19 protein-coding genes are annotated in these 20763 nt (G+C 69.5%); 12 read left to right on the top strand and 7 right to left on the bottom strand.

Annotation, left to right across the window (positions count from 1 at the left end):
* Window positions 1-1293: hypothetical protein (locus IPN47_16040; GenBank protein ID MBK9409525.1), on the bottom strand; the 1293-nt coding region annotated here is incomplete at its 3' end.
* 320 nt (window positions 1294-1613) lie between these two features.
* Between IPN47_16040 and IPN47_16035 the strand changes: the two genes are divergently transcribed.
* Window positions 1614-2858, top strand: coding sequence for a lactonase family protein (locus tag IPN47_16035; GenBank protein ID MBK9409524.1), 1245 nt, complete (start codon window positions 1614-1616; stop codon window positions 2856-2858).
* Between the two features lie 72 nt (window positions 2859-2930).
* Here the strand turns inward: IPN47_16035 and IPN47_16030 are convergent, their stop codons facing one another.
* Window positions 2931-3548, bottom strand: coding sequence for a DUF305 domain-containing protein (locus IPN47_16030; GenBank protein ID MBK9409523.1), 618 nt, complete (start codon window positions 3546-3548; stop codon window positions 2931-2933).
* Window positions 3549-3744: 196 nt separating this feature from the next.
* Between IPN47_16030 and IPN47_16025 the strand changes: the two genes are divergently transcribed.
* Both IPN47_16025 and IPN47_16020 read left to right on the top strand, forming a co-directional pair.
* Window positions 3745-4293 (top strand): N-acetyltransferase, encoded by a 549-nt coding sequence (locus IPN47_16025; protein MBK9409522.1) that lies wholly within the window; start codon window positions 3745-3747, stop codon window positions 4291-4293.
* 233 nt (window positions 4294-4526) lie between these two features.
* Window positions 4527-5408, top strand: a complete 882-nt coding sequence (locus IPN47_16020) for a PD40 domain-containing protein (protein ID MBK9409521.1) — start codon at window positions 4527-4529, stop codon at window positions 5406-5408.
* Window positions 5409-5460: 52 nt separating this feature from the next.
* On the opposite strand, the gene IPN47_16015 is transcribed toward IPN47_16020, so the two are convergent.
* Complete coding sequence (locus tag IPN47_16015; GenBank protein ID MBK9409520.1) at window positions 5461-6294, bottom strand: GNAT family N-acetyltransferase; 834 nt, start codon at window positions 6292-6294, stop codon at window positions 5461-5463.
* A 200-nt stretch (window positions 6295-6494) separates the two neighbouring features.
* Between IPN47_16015 and IPN47_16010 the strand changes: the two genes are divergently transcribed.
* The 3 genes from IPN47_16010 to IPN47_16000 all read left to right on the top strand — a co-directional run bounded on the left by IPN47_16010 (window position 6495) and on the right by IPN47_16000 (window position 10527).
* Window positions 6495-6926, top strand: coding sequence for a hypothetical protein (locus IPN47_16010; GenBank protein MBK9409519.1), 432 nt, complete (start codon window positions 6495-6497; stop codon window positions 6924-6926).
* Between the two features lie 116 nt (window positions 6927-7042).
* A complete protein-coding gene (locus tag IPN47_16005; GenBank protein ID MBK9409518.1) occupies window positions 7043-8791 on the top strand; it encodes a DUF885 domain-containing protein in 1749 nt (582 codons plus the stop codon).
* Entirely contained in the window at window positions 8788-10527 is a 1740-nt protein-coding gene (locus tag IPN47_16000; protein ID MBK9409517.1) for an amidohydrolase, read from the top strand. Before IPN47_16005 ends, IPN47_16000 begins: the two co-directional genes overlap by 4 nt.
* A 27-nt stretch (window positions 10528-10554) precedes the next feature.
* Here the strand turns inward: IPN47_16000 and IPN47_15995 are convergent, their stop codons facing one another.
* Complete coding sequence (locus IPN47_15995) at window positions 10555-11754, bottom strand: amidohydrolase (GenBank protein ID MBK9409516.1); 1200 nt, start codon at window positions 11752-11754, stop codon at window positions 10555-10557.
* Between the two features lie 321 nt (window positions 11755-12075).
* On the opposite strand from IPN47_15995, the gene IPN47_15990 reads away from it, so the two are divergent.
* Together IPN47_15990 and IPN47_15985 are read left to right on the top strand one after the other, a co-directional pair.
* A complete protein-coding gene (locus IPN47_15990) occupies window positions 12076-13365 on the top strand; it encodes an aminotransferase class V-fold PLP-dependent enzyme (protein MBK9409515.1) in 1290 nt (429 codons plus the stop codon).
* A 120-nt stretch (window positions 13366-13485) separates the two neighbouring features.
* Entirely contained in the window at window positions 13486-14961 is a 1476-nt protein-coding gene (locus tag IPN47_15985) for an alpha/beta hydrolase (protein ID MBK9409514.1), read from the top strand.
* 24 nt (window positions 14962-14985) lie between these two features.
* Here the strand turns inward: IPN47_15985 and IPN47_15980 are convergent, their stop codons facing one another.
* Window positions 14986-15813, bottom strand: coding sequence for a collagen-like protein (locus IPN47_15980; GenBank protein MBK9409513.1), 828 nt, complete (start codon window positions 15811-15813; stop codon window positions 14986-14988).
* A gap of 231 nt (window positions 15814-16044) precedes the next feature.
* Between IPN47_15980 and IPN47_15975 the strand changes: the two genes are divergently transcribed.
* The 4 genes from IPN47_15975 (at window position 16045) to IPN47_15960 (ending at window position 18508) form a co-directional block, all read left to right on the top strand.
* Complete coding sequence (locus IPN47_15975; GenBank protein ID MBK9409512.1) at window positions 16045-16539, top strand: hypothetical protein; 495 nt, start codon at window positions 16045-16047, stop codon at window positions 16537-16539.
* A gap of 213 nt (window positions 16540-16752) precedes the next feature.
* Entirely contained in the window at window positions 16753-17046 is a 294-nt protein-coding gene (locus IPN47_15970) for a hypothetical protein (GenBank protein MBK9409511.1), read from the top strand.
* A 56-nt stretch (window positions 17047-17102) separates the two neighbouring features.
* A complete protein-coding gene (locus IPN47_15965) occupies window positions 17103-17681 on the top strand; it encodes a hypothetical protein (protein ID MBK9409510.1) in 579 nt (192 codons plus the stop codon).
* Window positions 17682-17728: 47 nt separating this feature from the next.
* A complete protein-coding gene (locus IPN47_15960; GenBank protein ID MBK9409509.1) occupies window positions 17729-18508 on the top strand; it encodes a collagen-like protein in 780 nt (259 codons plus the stop codon).
* A 20-nt stretch (window positions 18509-18528) separates the two neighbouring features.
* Here IPN47_15960 and IPN47_15955 read toward each other — a convergent pair whose 3' ends face one another.
* Window positions 18529-19089, bottom strand: a complete 561-nt coding sequence (locus IPN47_15955; GenBank protein MBK9409508.1) for a sigma-70 family RNA polymerase sigma factor — start codon at window positions 19087-19089, stop codon at window positions 18529-18531.
* A gap of 145 nt (window positions 19090-19234) precedes the next feature.
* The gene (locus tag IPN47_15950) at window positions 19235-20554 is read right to left on the bottom strand and encodes an OmpA family protein (protein MBK9409507.1); all 1320 of its coding nucleotides are present in this window, start codon (window positions 20552-20554) and stop codon (window positions 19235-19237) included.
* Between the last annotated feature and the right edge of the window lie 209 nt (window positions 20555-20763).

Below are 20763 nucleotides of genomic sequence, written 5' to 3'. Positions count from 1 at the left end.
GAAGGCGATCTCCGAGGGGTTGTGCGGGTTGGTGAAGTCGAGCACCGATATTCCCCCCTGGTACCACGCCTGCACCATGATGTCGCGTCCCGGGACCGGGACGAGCGACCCGTTGTGCGCCACGCAGTTCTCGGTGGCTTCCTGCACGGCAGGGAGCTTGAAGTAGCCGGCGGGGCGCAGCTTGCGATCCTTGCTCAGCGTGAAGGTGGCGTTGGCTCCCCACGTCGGCTTGTCGGTCGCGCGGCAGCGGGCCCCCACACCGCCGCCCCACTCGTCGGTGAAGAGCAAGCGGTTTCCATCGTTGCCGAAGGTGGCCGAGTGCCAGTAGGCGAAGTTGGGGTCGCTCACCTCGCCGATGCGCCTGGGCGCCGCCGGATTACGAATGTCGAGCAGGATCCCGTTCCCCGAGCACGCGCCCGCGGCGAGGCCGAGGGCCGGAAAGGTGGTGATGTCGTGGCACTGGTCGGTGGTCGACGTCTCCTGCGTCCCCTCGCCGTGCGTCCCACCCTTCCACAGCCCGGCGACGTTCCCCGCGGCATCGGCAAAGATGCGCGGGGCGTTCACGACCTTTGCATCTTTAGGCGATGCCAGGGGAACCTGGATCACCTCGATGCGGAAGTAGGAGCTGTTGGGGTCCTTTTCCGGCGGGAGCCCGGAGCAGCCGGGGAGCTCCGCGGGGTGGCGGACCGGGCTCGTCCCCTGCACGTAGACGTAGACGTTCTTGCTGTCCTTCGGATCGACGAGGAGCGTGTGCGTGTGCGAACCGCGGCACGTCTGCACGGCGGCGATCTGTCGCGGCGCGTCGATGTTGGTGATGTCGAAGATGCGCACGCCGAGGAAGCGCTCGCTGCTCACGGTATCGGTCACCGCCTGCGCTCCGCAGTCGATGCGCGCGCTGGGCTGCTCGACCGACATGAAGAGGAGATTCCTGTAGACCGAGACGTCGCCCTGCCCGCCGGGGCAGGAGAGCGTGGCGCGAATCTTCGGAGCGCGCGGGTCGGCGATGTCCCACACCTGGATGCCGTGGTAGCCGCCCTGGAAGACGTACTTCCTGTTGAAGGCCAGGTCGGAGTTGGCAAAGGCGAAGTCGCCGGGCTCGCTCGCGTTGCTGAAACCGTCCGCCTTGGGGCGATGGGCCACGAGTTCCATGTGGCGCAGCGCCTCTCCGGCATCCTGGACGCCGGCCTTGAGTCCAACACGAGGGTCGCCCTGGGCACCGGCCGATGCGGCGAAGAGCAGGACAGCGAGTCCCCCGACGATGAGGGACGAAGACAGAGGTCGGGACGAGATCATGGTGCGCTGGCGGGTTCGAGACAGGCGGGGAAGCTACAGCCCCCAGAGGCGTTCATGTAGCAAGGCAGATCACAACGCGGCGAGTGGTTCCGCCGAGCAGTGCGCGGCGTGATCATGGAGGAGACGCGCGTTTCCCCATGCCGGTCCTGGGGGCGGCCAACCGAGATGGAGTACCCTGTCATGCGCTCGAGGATCTGTTCCCGTTCCCGTCGTCCCCCTGGTTCGCGCACGCACTCTGGTCAGGCGAGCGGCCAGTCTGCCGCGGCCGGCCGCGTTGGGCACGCCCGGGGGCGCATCTCATGTGCCGGGACGCGCATCTCGTGCGCTGGGACGCGCACGTCGTGCGATGGGGAGCGCCGGACGTGCGTACGGGGGTGCGCGTGAGCCGCCACGTGCGGTACTCGCGTCGCGACTTCCTTGGTGCGGGGGCGGTCGCCGCACTCGGTATGGCGGCATGGCATCCGGAACTGCTGGGTGCGGCGCACCCCCAGACCGATGTCTGGGAGCTCTACGTCGGGACCTACACGGCGAATGGCGTGAGCCGCGGCATCTATCGCATGGAGGTCGAGCGAGCCACCGGCGCCTTTCGCGCGGCGACGCTCGCGGCCGAGACGCGGGATCCCTCCTTCCTGGCGCTGACGCCCGATCGTCGCACGTTGGTGGCGGTGAACGAGTTGGCGTCGTACGACGACAAGCCATCGGGGGCGCTGACGACCTTCGCACGCGACGTAGGCACTGGCGCCCTCACGAGGATCGGTGAGCGTGCCTCGCTGGGGGGTGCGCCGTGCTATGCCTCGATTGATGCCACGGGGGCGCATGCGCTGGTGGCGAACTACGTCGGAGGGAATGTCGCCGTCTTTCCGCTGGGGGCGCGCGGGCCGGGTGAGGCGACCGCACAGGTGCAACACGTCGGGAAGGGGCCAAACCGCGCACGACAGGCGGGGCCGCACGCGCATTGCATCCTCCTGGACAAGGCGAACCGGTTCGCGCTGTCGGCTGACCTCGGGATCGATCGCATTCGCGTCTATCGCTACGACGCCACGCGCGGCACGCTGACCCCGGCGCGTCAGCCGGAGGTCGCGCTCCCCCCGGGTGCCGGCCCGCGCCACCTGGCCTTTGCGCCTGACGGAGGCACGGTGTACGTCGCCAACGAACTCGACTCGACGCTGGCGGCGTTCCGGTATGGGAGCGCCTCGGGGAGCCTGGTGCTGCAACAGGTGCTGTCGACACGACCGGCGGGGGCCGCAGGGGACAACTTCCCGGCCGACCTGCACGTGCACCCAACGGGGCGATTCGTCTATCTCTCCAATCGCGGCGACAACACCATCGCCGTGTTTTCCGTCGCTCCTGGCACCGGGCGACTCGCCCTCGTGCAGTCGGTCGCCACCGGTGGCCACTGGCCTCGCAACTTCGCCATCGATCCTGCCGGCCACCTCCTGCTGGTCGCGCACCAGCGCTCGGATTCGATCACCTCGTTCACCATCGACGCGAGGACCGGGCACCTGACGCGCACCGGCGCCGAGGCGAGCGTGCCGGCTCCGGTCTGCCTGCTGTTCAGCGCGTAGGAAGGACGGGCGGCGACCGCGTGCGGGGGCGCTCGGCGCGGCCGGCGTCGACAGGGCGGTGCGAGGGCGCCGCTATGGTGCCGGGAGTCGGGCCAGGAGTGCGCGCATGCGCGCGATTTCGGCGCGCTGGTCGGCGTCGATGTCGGCGGCGAACTCGTACAGTTGCGGCTGGCGGGCTGCTCCCGGGACGCGAAGCAACTCCCCCACCATCGTCAGCGCCCCCTGGTGGTGCTTGATCATCCCCGCCAGGAAGAGGCGATCGAAGGCCGGGCCGCTCGAGGCGGCCAGCGCCTGCATCTCCTCGGCGGAGAGCATCCCCGGCATCAACACGCCGTGCCCGCTGTGCTGCGCATGACCTCCGGCGGAGTCGGGGATGGCGGCGCCGTGTTCGTGCAGCCACTGCTGCATCATCGCGATCTCGTCCTTCTGCGAGACCGAGATGCGTTCGCCAAGGGCCCGCAGCTCGGGGCGCGTGGTGCGCTCGGCGATGAGCGCCGACATCTCCACGGCCTGCGCGTGGTGCGCGATCATCCCCTGCACGAAGGCAATGTCGGCATCGGCGGCCGACTTGGTGCCGTGCGCGGCTGGTGCTACCTGTGCACGCGCCGTCCTCGCGCCCAGCGATGTGCAGGCGAGCAGGATGCCCACGAGCACGTGGGCGGAACGGAGGGCGCGTGCGGGGAGGGTCATGGGCGTGGCGCGGAACGGGCGAATCGCCGGGGGACCGGAGGCAAGCTACAAGCCCTCTCACGACTGGTCGACGGCTCCGGCTCGGCGCACGGGCGCCGGCGCGCCGGCGACGGCGCGGGAGACGGCTCGACGTGCGACCTGGGGGTGGCGCAAGACGGGTGATGTGACCGATAGTGTCGGTAACGCACTCGAGCATATGTCACCACGCCTCCCGATTACGATCCGCCCGGCCACCGTCAGCGACGCCGCTCAGGTCGCTGCCATCTACAACGAAGGAATTCGCGGGCGCCGCGCGACCTTCGAAACGACCGAACGTTCGGCCGACGACGTGGTGTCGTGGTTCGCTGCCTCCAACGCGGCGCGCCATCCGTTCCTCGTGGCGGTGGCGCCTAACGCCGACAGCGTGTACGCCGGGAAGGAGGTGCTGGGGTGGGTACGAGCCAGCGACTATCGCCTGCGCCCCTGCTACGCGAGCATCGCGGAGTTCTCGGTGTATGTGGCCGAGGTGGCCCGCGGGCGCGGCGTCGGCAACGCCCTCATGGGGGCCTTCATCTCCGCCTGCACCGCGGCCGGCCTGAGCAAGCTCGTCTCGCGCGCCTTTCCCGAGAACGCCGCATCGCTGGCACTGTGCGCCCGCCACGGCTTTCGCGAGGTCGGGGTGTACGAGCGTCACGGGAAGCTCGACGGCGTCTGGCGTGACGTCGTCATCGTGGAGCGGCTGCTCGAGGAGAACCTGGACGTCTGAGGGGGCGCGCTCGTCGGGGACGGAACGGTCCTCGTCGGTATCGGGAGGGGGGCGTGGTGCGGAAAGCGGGATTGGCCGCCGTCCCGGCCTTCCTCGACGCCCAGTGGCAGCAGTATTGTAGGCGGCGCCCGCCTCGTCCCGGTCAACTCAGGAGGGGAGGGTGGCTCCTCCCCCTCGAATCACAGGATCCCGTGGTGCGCGTCACCCCCTCAGGCGCAACGTCAGGTCGTCGTGTGTCGCTGGTTCCGTTCGCCCTGGTGCTGTGTGCCTCGGCGTGCGGCGGCGACGCCCTTTCGTCCGGAGGGCCGGCACCGCGCGTGGGGAACCAGATCCTCTTCTCGTCGGTCCGCGGCGGGGCGGCGGACCTGTACGTGATGCATGCCGATGGCAGCGGCGCCCGTCCGCTCACCGCGCGCAGCGCCGTCAACCAGCACGGCGACTACTCCCCCGACGGCTTCGACATCGCCTTCATGTCGAACCGCACCGGGACGTACCAGGTGTTTGTCACCGCGACCAATGGACGTCCGGCGTTGCAGCTGACCAACGCTGGCGGGGCCAACGGCTTCCCGCGCTGGTCGCCCGACGGCTCGAAGGTCCTCTTCACCTCGTCGCGGGACGGCAACTTCGAGCTGTACGTGATGCGCGCCGACGGGACGGGGCAGACGCGCCTCACCTTCAACCTGGGTGACGACGTCGGTGGGGCCTGGTCGCCGGATGGAGCGCACATCGCCTTCTTCTCGGCACGCGGCGTCGCGCGCGAGCTCTTCATCATGAGGGCCGACGGCAGCGAGGCACTCCGACTGACCTCGGACGGGACGGAGAAAGGGCCGAGGGTGGCTTGGTCACCCGATGGGTCGCGCCTGGCCTTTCACGCCTATCGCGATCGCACCGCCGGCATCTACATCGTCAATGCCGACGGCACCGGGTTGCGCCTCCTGACCACGCACGCGTCCAGCGATCGCTATCCGGTCTGGTCGCCCGATGGCCGCCAGATCGCCTTTGCCACCGATCGCGACGGCAACGACGAGATCTACGTGATGAATGCCGACGGGTCGGGAGCAATGCGGCTGACGAACAATCCCGGCGCCGACGTGCCGGACGCGTGGGGGCGCTGAGCCCCCGCCACGGCGATGAGGCGTGGCACGTCGGGCATCGGTCGCGGCTCGCTTACGCCGCCAGCTGCCACTTGATGCGCGTGTAGGCGATGCGGAACCCTTGTCGCTCTGCGTTGGCCTGCGAGGTGCTTCCCGGGGCCGCCCCCATCATCGCGAGGTCGCACCCCTCGGCTCGCGCATAGGCGAGGCGCGCGGCGAGCAGCGCCCCCTGCGCCCCGCGCCCGCGCCACGCGGGGATCGTACTTGCCCCTGCGAGCAGGGCCACGCCGCCGTGTATCGCCATCGCCCCGGTGGCGATGATTTCCCCCTCGAGCTCGGCCACGAAGCACGAGACGCCGCGGCTGCTGCCAGTCACCGTTCCGAAGTCGCGCATGAAGGCGGCGAGTTCCGGGTATTCCCCCCATCCGCGCGCCGAGCCTTCGGCCCAGGCGGAGAGCTCGCCGCTGTCGATGCGGCGCGTGGTAAGGCCGGCGACGGGCGGGCGCGCGGAGACGGCCGGCGGCGATGCATCGTCGAGCGGGAGGCGCAACACCGTCGTGAGCTCGATGGGGTGGTAGCCGCGCCCCGACAGGAGGGGGAGGAGCGCGGGGTCGGCCAGCGGGCTCACCTCGTGAAAGACCTCGGCGCCGCGTGCGCGAAAGAAGTCCTCGAGCGCCTGCAGGTCGTCGGCGCTGGGCGCGGCAAAGAGCCCGAGCCCGAAGGTCTGCGTGAGGGGGGAGCCGACGCCGTCGAACATGGCATAGGTCCCACCCACCTCGCTCCAGGTGGCGCCTAACGCCGGCGCGTGCAGGGCGCGCGACTCCACGAAGGCGGCGTTGGCCGATCCCTCCGCCCGTTCGAGGCGTCGGGCGAGGGCGAGGTCGGTGACGTGGGGGCGGAAGGTCATGGTGGGGTAGCGGGAGGCGTGCGGCGAAACACTGGGCGCATCGTGCGACGGCGCACCTCGCGGAGCAAGGGGGCGCCCGTCCGGTGCGCGACTTCGCGACGCGACGGTGTGGCGCGCCTTTGCGGCGTGGGCTTGCCAACTACGTATGGCGGTCGCGTATGATTCGGCAACGCACCGTCCCCCCCCTCGCCGCCTCCCTCATGCAGCCTACTCGATTGCTCTGCACCCAGTGCGGATCCGAGACCAGCGCCCCGCTCAAGGTTCCCCCGGGGAGCCCGTGGGTCGCACTCGCGCTTGCCGTCCCGTTCGTGATTCCGGGGATCGTCTACGCGGTCTGGCGATACAGCATGCGGCGCGACTGCTGCCCCACGTGCGGGCACGCGCAGCTCATTCCGGGCGACGCGCCACTGGCCCGGACCTGGCGGAGCGCGGGGTGGATCGCCGGCCGCCCGGTCGACCGGAGTGCGCTCACGCCATCCGAGGTTCGCCTCGACCGCATCGAGCAGGCGATCGACGCCATCGCCGCCGAAGTGGATCGGGTGTCGCAGCGTTCGCCGTCGCCACTACGCACGGTGAACGACCGCGAGCGGATACCCTTGCTGCGAGACCGAGGGACGGTGACACCCACCTGATCGTCGTCGCCTAACGAAAGGGCGGGGCGTTCGGTCGCCAGGGGCCCACCTCGTTGGGGGGATGGTCGTGGGTGCGGCGACGTGCGAACGGGGCCGGAATGACGTAAGCTTTCCGCATGATCTCCCTCGCCCCGTTTGCCCTCGCCTTCCTCGCCGCCGCCGCCCCCGTCGACTCGACGGCGAGCGCCCGCACCCTCGCCCGACTCGTCGCCGAGCATGAGCGGCGCATGGTCGAGGAGGATCCGATGCTGCGCGCCCGTTCGGGGCTGCGCGTGGAGCACCTCCCTGACCTCTCGTTCGCACGCGTCGAGCGCGACGCGGCGCGCGCGCGCGGGGTGGTGCGCACCATCGACCTGCTCGTCCCCGCCGAGCTGTCGCCTGACGAGTGGAGCACCTCGCGCATGCTGCGCTGGGAACTGGTGCAGGTCATCGAGGCCGCGCGCTTCCACTGGCTCACCTTCTCGTCCATCACGCCGTACGCCTCGCCGCTCGGCACGGTCCCGCGGCTGCTCGCGTCGCAGCAGTTGACCACGGCGGCCGACCTCGCGCACTATCTGGCGCTGGTCGACGAGGCGGCGGCCATGGCCGACACCATTCGCGGCGGGCTCGAGGCGCGACGGACGCGCAAGCTCCTCCTTCCCAAGGAAGAGCTGCGACTCGTCATCCCCTTCGTACGCGGCTTCGCCCAGCCGCCGGAGCAGAGCCCGTTCAGTGTGGCCGAGGGGCGACTGGCCGCCGTGTCGCCGGCGCAGCGTGACGAGTTTCGTCGCGCGTTAGGCGCGCGCATCACGACGCGCGTGAACCCGGCGCTGGAGCGGCTCGCCGCCTACCTGGACGGCCCGTATCGCGCGGAGACGTCGGACAAGGTGGGGCTCGGACAGTACCCCGGTGGCGACGCCTTCTATCGTCATCTGGTGCGGCAGCACACCACGATGGACGTGACCCCCGACGCGGTGCACCGCATCGGGCTCGCCGAGGTGGCGCGCATCGACAGCGCCATGGCGAGGGTGCGCGCGGAACTCGGCTTCACGGGGACCAAGGCCCAGTTCCATGACTCGTTGCGCAAGGACGCCCGCTTCTATGCCAAGACCCCCGAGGAGTTTGGCGAGAAGCTGATGTATCACGATGCGCGCATTCGCCCGCGGGTGGGTGACTACTTCACCAAGCTCCCGCGCGCGCAGGGCGACGTGCGGCGCCTCGACCCGCGCCTCGAGGGGGCGATGACCTTCGGCTTCTACCAGGAGCCCTCGGTGCAGGACTCGATGGGGCACTACTTCTTCAACGGCTCCAACTTGCCGCAGCGCAGCATGTTGCAGGGGGCGGCGCTCGTCTTCCACGAACTCATCCCCGGGCACCACTTTCAGGTCGCCATCCAGCGGGAGAACGGTGCGCTGCCGCAGTTCCGGCGCGAGGGGGGCTACACCGCCTTCACGGAAGGGTGGGGCGACTATGCGTCGGCGCTCGCGGGGGAGATGGGGCTCTACTCCGATCCGTACGATCGCTACGGTCGCCTCATGATGGACATGTTCATCTCGTGCCGGCTGGTGGTCGACACCGGGATGAACGCCCTCGGCTGGCCCCGCGAACGGGCCATCGCCTTCATGAAGGAGAACACGCTGGAGAGCGACCTGCAGCTCGACACCGAGACGTTGCGCTACTCGGTCGACCTGCCGGGACAGGCGCTCGCCTACAAGATGGGAGCGCGCGAGCTCCTGGTGCTGCGTGAGGATGCGAAGAAGAAGCTGGGGAGCCGGTTCGACATCAAGCAGTGGCATGCTTTCCTGCTGGATGGCGGGTCGATGCCGATGACGGTGTTGCGCCAACGATACGACGCCTGGGTTGCGGCTGGCGGAGCATTGCGATGAGCGGCGCCGGCCCGATGTCACGACAGCAGTGCGCGCGCGTCGCGCGAGGGACCCTCGCCATGCTCGCCCTGGCGGCCTGCGGGCAGGAGGGGGCGCCGCCCCCCGAGCGCATCTTCTACAACGCCCGCATCTGGACCGGGGACTCGACGCTGCCGCAGGCGACCGCGCTCGCCATCCGTGGCGATCGTATCGTCGCCATCGGGAGCGATTCCTCGGTGCGCGCGCTGGCCGGGAGCACGACGCGGCTCGAGGATCTCGGGGGACAGCGCGTCATACCGGGCTTCCACGATGCGCACATGCACCTCCCCACGCGTCGCAGCGCCGACCTCGTGAACGCCAAGGACCCCGCCGAGATCGTGGCGCGGCTGCAGGCCTTTGCGAAGGACCTGCCGGCGGATGCGTGGATCACCGGACGCGGGTGGACGCCCGACATGTTCCCGCAGAATACCGCGCACCGGCGCTACCTCGACGGCGCCTTCCCCGACCGCGCCGTGCTGCTCACCGATCGTGACGGGCACCAGACGCTGGCCAACCAGCGGGCGCTCTCGCTCGCCGGGGTGGGGATGGAAACGCCGGAGCCGGCGGGCGGGGCGATCATCCGCGATGCCAACGGCGCCCCAACAGGGCTGTTGCAGGAGACGGCCAACGCCCTGGTGCGCCGACACCTCCCCGATCCCACGGCCGAGGAAGTGTACGCGGCGATGCGCTACGAGATGCACCGCGTCGCGGCGCTGGGGCTCACCTCGTTGCAGCTGGCCAACGCCATCGACAGCACCGAGCAGCGGGCCTTCGAGCGGGCGCTCGCCGAGGATTCGCTGCTGGTGCGCTGGCGCATCGCGCTCCCGTTCGAGCGCACGGCATCCGACTCGGCGCTCAAGGCCTGGAAGGCGTTAGGCGCGCGCTGGTCGGGGCCCTACCTGCGCACCGGGATCGCCAAGGGGATGCTGGACGGGACCGTGGACGCAGGGACGGCGGCGATGCTGGCGCCGTACGCCATCGGCGATGGCTCGGGGCTGCCGCGCTGGACCGCCGCCGAGCTCAATACGACGGTGGCGCGCTACGACAGCGCCGGGCTCCAGGTCGAGCTGCACGCCATCGGCGACCGGGCCATCCGGATGGCGCTCGACGCCTTCGAGGAGGCCGCCAGACGCAACGGCCCCCGCGACCGGCGCCACCGCGTGGAGCACCTCGAGGTCCCCGACCCGAGCGACATCCCGCGCTTCGGGGCGCTGGGCGTCATTGCCTCGACGCAGGCGATCTTCGCCACCCCCGACAAGACCACGCTGCAGAACTACGTCCCCTTGCTGGGGCCGGCGCGCGAACCGCACGCGATGCCGTTCAAGGCGCTTGACGATGCCGGGGCGATGCAGGCCTTCGGGAGCGACTACCCGGTCTTCCCGATCGACCCATTGTTAGGCACGTGGATCGCGGTGACGCGCACGAACCCGGATGGCACGCCAGCCGGTGGGTGGCTCCCGCAGCATCGCATCTCGCTGGACGCGGCGCTGCGGCACTACACGGCCGGCTCGGCCTACTCGGCCTTCCGCGAGCAGGAACTGGGCATTTTACGCGCTGGCATGCTCGCCGACTTCGTCGTGCTTTCGCACGAGATCTTCGGCGTGGAGCCGACCGCGTTGCTCACCTCGAAACCAGTCCTCACCGTGATGGGAGGGCGCGAGACGTACCGGGCGCCGACGACGCCGGTGGGGAGTGCCACACCACCGGCGCCGCGTTGATCATCGCCTGCTTCGCCAGCCGCAACGCTACTGCACGCTGCTCGCCTTCAACCCGCCGCTCTTGAGGTAGTCCACCGCCAGGTTGGCCAGCGAGCGCACCCCGGTGGGGAGTGCGCCTTCATCGGCAAAGAAGAGCGGCGAGTGGTTGGCCGGTTGCTTGGCCAGGTCGGCCCCCTTGGGCGCCACACCGAGGAAGTAGAAGATCCCCGGGATCTCCTTGGTGAAGACGGGGAAGTCCTCGGAGCCGGTGACCGGGTTGATCGTGCGCAGCCCGCCCTCGCCCGCGGTGCGCTTGAGCGTCGGCGACATCTTGTCGAGCAGGGCGGCGTCGTTCTGCGTGATGAGCCCGCCCCCGGAGATCTCGACCGTCGCCGTTGCGCCTGCCGACCGGGCGATGTCCTCGGCGGTGCGCTTCACGCGCTCGTGGATCTCGGCGCGCATCGCCTGGTCGAAGGTGCGGATGGTCCCGATCATCACCACGCTGTCTGGGATGATGTTGCCGCGGTTGCCCCCCTGGATCATCCCGATCGTGATCACCGCCGGCGCCGACGTCACGTCGATCTGCCGCGAGGCGACCGTCTGCAGCCCCATGATGATCTGCGCGGCCACCGGGATCGGGTCGACGCCGCGCCACGGCGACGAGCCGTGCGTCTGCCGCCCCTTCACGTTGATGGCCAGCCCGTCGGCGGCCGCCATGAAGCCGCCCGCGCGCGTGCTGATCGAGCCTAACGACGATGGCCAGACGTGCAGCCCGAAGATCGCCGACGGGCGCGGATCCTTGAGCGCCCCGTCCTCGACCATCGCCTGCGCCCCGCCCAGTCCTTCCTCGGCCGGCTGGAAGAGGAAGACGATCGTCCCCGGGATCTTCGCCTTCATCCCGGTGAGCACCTCGGCCACGCCCATGAGGATCGCGACGTGGTTGTCGTGGCCGCAGGCGTGCATCACGCCCACGTCCATCCCGTTGTACATCGTGCGCACCTTGCTCTTGAACGGGAGGTCGACCTGTTCGGTCACCGGGAGACCGTCCATGTCGGCACGCAGCGCGACGACTGGGCCCGGCTTGCCTCCCTTGAGGATGCCGACCACGCCGGTCTTGCCCACAGGGGCCCGCACCTCGAGGCCGAGGGCGCGCAGGTGCTTCTCCACGAGCGCCGAGGTGCGCTTTTCCTCGAACGAGAGCTCGGGGTGCTCGTGGATGTCGCGACGCCAGGCAATGACCTTGGGCATCACCTGCTCGAGGCGCGTGTCGATTTCCTTGGCCAGCGGATCGAGCGGTGACGTGGCTTGGGCGGCGAGGTGCAGCGGGAGGGCAGACAGGGCGATCGCCAGGACGGCGATGGGGCGCAGGGACACGAGCGGCTCCGGCGGTGGGGTGGGTGGTCGAAAGGTGCGTGCCGCGGCGAGTCGGCGCCAGTTGGTGCGGCGCGTCACGCGGCCGGTGGCGGTTCACGTCGATGCGCGTGCCGTCGTCGGCGTCGCGCACCAGGGAACGCACCCGCGCCCCGTTGGGGGTACATTTGCGTCACCACGTCGAACGGGACACGCACCATGAGCATGGATCGGCGGCAACTGCTGGGCGCATTGGGGGGGATCGCCGCTGTTCGTGGGCTCGGCCTAACGAGCGATAGCGAGAACGCGCGGAACGCTCCCGTGGCGACGATGCCGCCCCCCGGTGCGGCCCTTCCACGCAAGGCCGACTTTGCCATCGAGGAGGGGACGACCTTTCTCAACGCCGCATACACGCACCCGATCCCGCGCGTCTCGGTCGAGGCGGCGCGCCGAGCCGCCGAGTGGCGCGGGACGATGCGTCCCACAATGGCCCCGCCCCCCAATCCCGCCCGGTCGACGCCCAAGGCGCTCTTCGCCCAGCTCATCAACGCCAAGCCCAGCGAGATTGCCCACGTCTCCAGCACCAGCGCCGGCGAGAACCTGGTGGTGCGCGCGTTGGAACTCGAGCATCGGCGCGACGGCAACGTGGTGACCGACGGACTGCACTTCGAGGGGGCGCTGATGAACCTCGACGTGCTGCGCCGGCGCGGGCTCGACGTGCGCGTGGTTCCGCCCACGGCCGATGCGCGGATCGACTTCCGCGACCTCGAGCGCGCCGTCGACCACAAGACGCGCCTCATCGAGATCTCGGCGGCGGCGATGTACAACGGCTTCCAGCACAACCTCAAGGCGGTCGCCGACCTCGCGCACGCGCACGGTGCCCTGGTCTACGTCGACATCGTGCACGCCGCCGGCGCCGAACCGCTCGACGTGAAGGCGAGCGGGATCGACTTTGCCGCCTGCTCGAGCTTCAAGTGGCTGATGGGTGACTTCGGGCTCGGCTTCCTGTACGCGCGCGAGGAGGTGTGGGACAAGGTCACGCGTCCCGTGGTGAGCTACTACCAGGCGGCGTCGGCAGAGCCAAACTATCCGCCACATCTTCCAGTCGGAGCGTACGAGCCCGTGACATACGAGTTCAGCCGCAACGCCGCCGGCTTGTTCGAGATGGGGTCGCTGACGGGGAGCGCCGAGGTCGGCGTCGCACTGCTCGCCAGTTCGCTGGTCTACGTGCAGGCCCTCGGGCCCGCGAACATCCAGGCGCACCGCCTGCCGCTCATCGCCCGGCTGCAGCAGGAGATGCCCCGGCTGGGTTTCGCTGCGGTCACGCCGGCAGGCGCAACCAGTGGCATCGTGACGTTCGCACGCAAGGGACTGCTGGAGAGCGACGTCCCCAAGCGACTCGCCGAGGCCAGGATAAACGTGCGCGTCGCCGCCAACTGGATGCGCATCTCCCCATCGGTCTACAACGACATGGCCGACATCGAGCGGCTGCTGGAGGCGTTGTCGTGACCCTCCCGCTCGCCCAGCATGCACCCTGCCTCGCACGGGCGGCGTGCCGCCGCACGCAGGCCGTTCCGTCCTCGAATCTTCGCGGCCCATGCCGGCCCGCGCACCACGAGAGTTGAACCGATGATCCCCTGCTCGCGCTTCCTTCTCGCCGTCGTGACCGGTCTAGCCTGCGCGGCGTCGGCCCGAGCGTCGGGGCAGCGTCCATCGTCGACGACGGTACCGACACCGGCGCTCACCGTCGGCACCATCGACACCCTCTGGTCGCCCACGCTCAAGGAGCGGCGCCCGTACCTGGTGTACACCCCGCCGGCGTACGGCGCGCCGACGCGGGTCCCGCGCGCGTATCCGGTGCTCTACCTGCTCGACGGTGATGTGCACTTCCACTCCGTCACCGGCGTGCTCCAGATGCTGTCGACCGGAGTGGGCGGGACGTATGCCATCCCCGAGATGATCGTCATCGCGATCCCCGTCGCCAATCGCCGGCGCGACCTCACGCCGACGCGCGTCACCAAGGACCCGTACGGCAATCCGCTCCCCCCGGGGTGGGACATCACCGGCGGGAATCCGAACTTCCTGCAGTTCCTCAAGTCCGAACTCATCCCGCACGTCGATTCGGCGTATCGCACCGCCCCCTATCGGCTCTTCGTGGGGCATTCGTTAGGTGGACTGGCGGTCCTCAACGCCCTCTACACGATCCCCGAGACCTTCAACGCCTACGTGGCGATCGACCCGACTCTCTGGTTCGACGACCGGCTCATGGTACGGATGGCGCGCGACTTCTTCGGGAAGCCGGCACCGCCGGCACGTACCCTCTTCATCGCGCAGGCGAACAACATCACCCCGTACGATTCGGGGACGGTTCTCAACGTCAACAACATCCTGGCGCTCAACAGCATCATCAAGGACGCCAACACGTCGGGGATTCGATACGGCTACAAGTACTATGACGGCGAGGATCATGGATCGATCCCGCTCATCGCCGGCTACGATGCGCTGCGTTTCATCTTTGAGGGGTACGCGGCGCACTACCCGAAGGCGCTGGTGCAGCCGGGGTACCTGACGCAGCACTTCGATCACCTGTCGGACGTGCTGGGCTATCGTGCCCTTCCGCCGGCGGGGCTGGCGGAGTTCGTGGGCCAGATGGCGGCCTTTGCTCCGCCGCCGCCTCCCGGGGCTGCCCCCGACCCGTTCGCCCGCATGATGGGGACGTGGGTGCGCGACTCGGCGAACGGCCCCGCCGATGCCGGCGCGCCCAACGGTGAGACGCTCATCCTCATGCCGACCAGCGATGGCTTCCGCGTGGTGGAGCGCGCCGGAGGGCCGGCAGGAGCCAAGCTCGTCGACCTCGCGTGCCGCAGGATCGACGAACCGCTCGCCACCTTTGCGGCTGGCGAGAGCGGGCGCTGCTACGCGCAGGTCGCCGGGGACAGTGTGAGCTACGCGATCTTCGCCCCTCTGAACGGGAAGATCGTGGCGATCGAGCGCGGAGTCGTGGTGACGTCACCAACAGGCCAGTCGCTGCGTGACGAATTCACGAAGCGCGTGCCGAAGGGGGTACCGCAGCACCGGCGGCACATCTATGCCCGACTGTACTAGCAGAGAAGTGGATCTCCCGCGACGTCAGTTCACCTTGGCGCAGATGGCGACGACGGAGACGGTGATCGGCGAGGTAGACCCGAGGTAGAACTCCGGTGAGGCCAGCCCGAGCTGCACGACCCACTCACGATCGGAGAAGCCGAAGGCGGCATTCGGGTAGCTGCCAAGAACCAACCACGGGAAGAGCGTCATGCGAATGCTCCCCGGGATGTACGCTCCGTAGCCTGGCGTCTGATCCAGCACGCCCCCGCCGATCGCCACCTTCCCGACAGGACAGGTGGCGACGAAGAACTGCGCGCCAGAGCCGGCGCCCGCAGCCAAGTTCGGAAAGTAGCGAGTCACCACGCGCTCGAGGGAGCCGAGGGCGCCGGAGGCGGCCAGCGAACCGGGAGGGCCCGGGACGCCTTGCAGCCCCTGAGGACCGGCGGGCCCGGCCGGTCCGGGCTTGCCATCGGGCCCGGCCGGCCCTTGCGACCCCGTTGCACCTGCCGGGCCCACCGCACCGGGAGGGCCCGCGGGCCCTTGCGCCCCCGCCGGACCCGGTACCCCGGTACTCGGCCCCGGGGGCCCCTGTGGTCCCGCCGGACCCTGGGCCCCCGCAGGGCCGACTGCGCTCCACTGGACCAGGAGATGGTCGGCCGAGCGGCAGGTCGCTGGCGCACCCTCCCTCCCTATCAGGTAGATGGTGCCCGACCTCGGTACCACACAGGCCAGCACCACGCCTGACGGTTGCTGCGCGGCGACCGCACGCGCGCTCGACATCGTTAGGCATCCGACCAGCAGGGCACGGGCAAAGACGCCCATCCGTCTCCTCCGGTGGTGTCCGGCCGCGCAATCTGTTGTTCGAGTCATCGAGATATCCCCGGTGGTTGGACCGTGCAGGTGTCGGTGGCGGGTGGGTGATACGTCGTCACGTGGCTGCACCCTCTTCACGTGATGCGCGACCGAATCCGGAAACGCGGGTCGGCGTGACGAGCTGCCGACGATGCATCGCGGGTTTTTCCGGTTCCGGAGGACGGTGGCGTTGAGGTGAGTGACGGCTGCGTTGGCCGCCGACCCCTCACTTCATCGACTACTCGTCTCATGCGCCTCTCCCTTGTGCGGTCGCTCGTCTTCGCCCTGCTGGCCGGTGCGCCAGTTGCGGCACCTCTTGCCGCGCACGCGCAGGGCGGCGTGAACAGTTGGCCGATCGCCGAACAAGAGGCCGCCGTGAAGACGCCGCTCGCCGTGGACCGCCTGGCGCAGCTGGAACGGGCCTTCACCGCGTTGGCGGCGCTCGCGAAGCGCGACCCGTCGTTCTGCACCTGGCTCGCGAATACGGGCGATGCCACCTCCATCGCCCAGGAGGTCGCCACGCTCAACGCGCACAAGGGCGTACGGGCCGCGCTCGCGGGAGCGTCCATGGCACCGCGCGACTTCGTGGAAGTCTCCCTGGCGCTGGCCATGGCGGGGATGGCGCACGAAGCGCGCGCCAGCGGCATGCGACCGCCGCCACCCCAGCCACCGCCCGCGAACGTCGCCTTCTACGCCGCCAACCAGCAACGGGTTGACCGGGTGCTGGCACTGGACCCGTGCTGAGACCTGGCGAATGACCAACCATCAAATGCGAGTGGACGGCTGATGAACTGGACGATTGAACCGATGCGGGTCCGAGCCGCCAACAACGCACGTCGTTGTCGCACGCGTGCCGCCCAACCGTTGCGGACGGGCTCGCGGCTGGCACTGCTCGCGTGCATCACGAGCGCAGTCCTCGTTGGATGCGGGGGGAGTGGTGGAGGTGATTCACCGGGGGTGACCCCGCCACCGACCAACACCAACGGCCCTCCGTCCACCGCGGTGTCGGCACTCGAGGACGCGGCGGCGCGCCTCGCCCCTACCCTTGGGAACTGCTCGAGTCGCGTGACCACCGACCTGGCGACGCTGCGCTCGGTGATGTCTCCCTACCTCAACGCGACGCGCGCCGACGTCGATCGCGTACGAACCGCGCTCACGACCTGCACCGACGTGGGCGTGGAAGCCGACCGAGACGCACTCGGCCTCGCGCTGGACGTCGCCATCGACGTGCTGGCCGCCGCGGGACGCTGAACGTGTTTTCGATCCCGACGCCGCGGTGCACCTGGCGGCACTACCTGGAGGAGCTGATGCCTCGTTCACGCATTGTGATGGGCGCCTTGGCGATGGCGCCACTGCTCATGGGGCAGCCCCTGGAGGGGCAGCAGGCGACCCCGCCATTGCTTGCCTGCTACGTACCGCGCTCAGGCACGCTGTACCTCGTTGGACAGAATGGAGCACCAGGCACATGCCGCGCCGCTGACCATGTGCTGGTGCAGTGGAGCGCCGTCGGTCCCACGGGGCCGCAAGGGCCCGCCGGTCCACAGGGCCCGCCCGGAACCGGCAGCTCCCTCGCAGGGAGTGCGACGCTCGGCAACGTGGAGACCGTGGTGGCGAACGTGTCGTTCACCTTCACCCAGCCCGGCACGCAGACGTTCGTGACCGCGACGTGCCCGGTTGGCAAGATCGCGATCAGCGGCGGATTGCTGCGCGACGACTCGTTCGGCGGCTACTCGCCCGGCGGCGGCGCGCCGTGGGTGCACGAAATCGGGAGCTATCCCAACAAGGCGTTCGGATATTCCGATCGAGAGTGGGTGGTGCACGTGAGCGCCGAGTCGGTGGGGACGTTTCGCGCACGCATGGTGGTCACGTGCGCCAGGATCAACTGATTGCGACTGCACGAGGAACAGCGAGGATGCCGCGGCATGCTCGGGCAGTGGGATGCATCGCACTCATGGCGCTGGGCGGCTTTGCATCGCGAGCCGTGAAGGCGCAGCAGTCGTCCCCTCCGATCTTCGCCTGCGTCGTCCCGCGTTCGGGGACGATTTACCTGGCGGTCCTAAGCGGCCAGTCGGCCACCTGCCGCAGCGCCGATCATACGCTGGTGCAGTGGAACACTGTTGGACCAGCGGGGGCGCCGGGAGCATCCGGTCCGCAAGGAGCGACCGGGCCACAGGGGCCGCCAGGTCCCGCGGGCCCTACAACCGGTGTGCCGGGACCGGCAGGGCCCCAGGGGCCCAGCGGCCCCAAGGGCGATGCCGGTCCGCCTGGGGCAAGCGGCGTGGCGGGCGTGGCCGGTCCTGCCGGGCCGCCAGGAGCAACGGGATCCACCGGACCGATTGGACCGGCGGGCCCGCCTGCGTCGCTCAGCGGCTCGACCGCGCTCTCGGCGTTCGAGATCGTCACCGCGTCGTACTCGGTGTCGGGAACGACGGGGACGAAGTCACAGTTCACGGTCCGGTGTCCGGCGGGAAAGGTCGCGATCGCTGGCGGCTTGTCCAATTGGTATGGGGAGCGAAGCGGTTTCGTCCCGAATCCACCGGGGACCGCCGGCGGCTGGTTCGTCACCTTTCCATCGGCCTTCGTGCTGAGCAGCTACAACAGCTCCGCCTTTGGAGGGAAGTCGGCCGAGTGGGTACTGGAGATCATCTGGCCCCTCGATCACCCGGCAGCGGTGACGATCGACCTGTCCGCCTCCTGCGTGAAGGTGAACTGAGGCACCGCCGCCGCCGCCGCTCAGTCGCGCAACCAGCTGCCTAACAAGGCGCGCGCCTTGACCCAGTCCGAGCGCACGGTGCGCGAGGTGACCCCCACCGCCTCTGCTGTTTCATCCTCGGTGAGGCCGCCAAAGAAACGACACTCCACCACGCGCCGCAGTCGCGGGTCCAGCGCCTCCAGCCGGTCGAGCGCGTCGTCGAGCGCGACCGCCTGCTCGGCCTGGTCGTCGGTCGCGGCCAGCTCGTCCTCGAGCGTGACACGACGATGCGCGCCGCCGCGCTTGTCGGCCAGGTGCGCGCGCGCCCGGTCCACGATGATCTGCCGCATTGCCGTGGCCGCGACAGCAAAGAAGTGGCCGCGCGTTTGCACATCGATCCCCGCGCCCTGGAAGAGCTTGAGGTAGGCCTCGTGCACGAGCGAGGTGGCGCCGATGGTCTGGTCATGCCCTTGCACCCGGCGGCTGGCGATACGATGAAGCTCCCCGTACACCAGCGGGAGCAGCCGTTCGAGGGAATCCGACTTCCCCTCGCGGACCTGCAACAGCAGGTCAGTGATCTGGTGCGAACTGCCGTCGGACATGCCGGACCCGGGATTGGGGAACGAACGGGCTTTCCCCAATCTGTAGGCCCCGCCGGATGTCGGCAACGAAGCGCCGCCTCCGGTCGTCAGATCGGCCGACGCGTTCGAGTGCGCGCGTCGTCACGCGCCCAGGTGGTGACAGAGGTCACGGCGTGATCCGCACCAGCTCCACGCGACGGTTTCGGGCTCGCCCCTCTACGGTGTCGTTCGTGTCGAGCGGGCGCCCTTCGCCGAAGCCATCGGTGCGCAGGCGCCCGTCCTGCACGGCGTGCTTTGTCACCAGCGCCCGCTTCACGGCCGCGGCGCGCCGCCGGGACAGCGCCAGGTTGTAGGCATCGCCAGCGATGTTGTCGGTGTGGCCGTCCACACGTAGCGTCCAGTCGGGGTGCCGAGCCAGCACCGCCGCGATGGTGTGCAGCGTCGGCGTGGACTCCTCGCGCAACGTGTCGCTGTTGAAGCCGAAGAAGACCTGGTAGACCTCCACCTTGCCGATGGTGAGCAGCGCCTGCTCCATGCGCGCAAGCTCCTCGCTCCCCGCTTCACCCGCCGGCGGTGGGGCGGTTCCCGGACTCGCGCCACCGGAAGCCGATGTGCCGCCCTCGCACCGCGTGGAGATCTTTACCACGCGCAACACGTCGCGGTCATCGCCAGCCTTGACCTTGCCGAGCAGGGGATTGGACAGGTCGGCGTCGCCCTGCGTGATCGCGCCGATACCGAAGCGGAAGCGCAGCGTGATGGGGTTGGCTGGGTCGTCCAGGAAGAACAGTTCGGTGCTGTCGCCGAAGAAGTTCCCGGCGACACGTATCGCCGGGAGGTCGACCGGACGGTCATCCACGATCACCGGGACCACGACCGGGCTGCCGGCAACCCGATGCAGCGTGGCGACCATCGCGTTGTCGTACACGTTGGGATGCTCGTTCCGGTCCAGGACGGCCTGGCCGCTGAAGGGGATGAAGATCCCCACGTCGGCCCGTCCCCGGAGCATGAGCGAGCGCAGTACGGCGCTCGACGTACCGAGTGCCGTGGTGCCGGGGACCAGCTCTGGCGTGAATGCGCTGTACTGCTGCAGGTACAGCGAGGCGGTGTCGAGGTCGGCACGCGCGATGGTGCGGCGCACGTTCACGCGTTGCAGCCGCGGGGCAGCGTCGAGCATCTCCATCACCATCCCCTCCGAAGAGTAGGTGAGGCGAACGTCACGGGCGGTCACCGCGCGCACGGTCTTGATCGACTCGTAGTCGCCATTGGCCTGGCTGATGGCCGTCGTGATGGTGAGTCCCGCGCAGAGCGGGATGTGGGGGAGCGCGCCGCGGGGCGTCGAACCACCCTGCGCGTGGACTGAACCAACGGCGAGCGACACACCGAGCGTTGCGCACCCAGTGCCGCGCACCAGCGCTGCGACGACGGTGAGCGCGGGACGCGAGGCGCCGGCCACGACCGGCAGGGGACGAGGGAGGACGTTGCGCACGGGACCGGTCCGTGAGAGAGAGACGAGCTGCCTGACTCCCTCGACACGTGGCGGCATCGCAGAAGCGGAAATCGGGCCCCTCCGGCACCACTCGCGGTCGCGCTCCCGTCTGCGCTTCCGCTTTGACTCCACCCGCGCCGTATCGTCTGCTGGGGGCCTCACCCAGTTCCTTTCACGGCGCGGAGCCTGCTCCTGACGTCCAGCGACGC

It is taken from the genome of Gemmatimonadota bacterium, from assembly GCA_016719105.1.
GTDB lineage: Bacteria > Gemmatimonadota > Gemmatimonadetes > Gemmatimonadales > Gemmatimonadaceae > SCN-70-22.
Note: the sequence above shows the minus strand (reverse complement) of the source record. Positions and strands in the feature narration are given on the sequence as shown.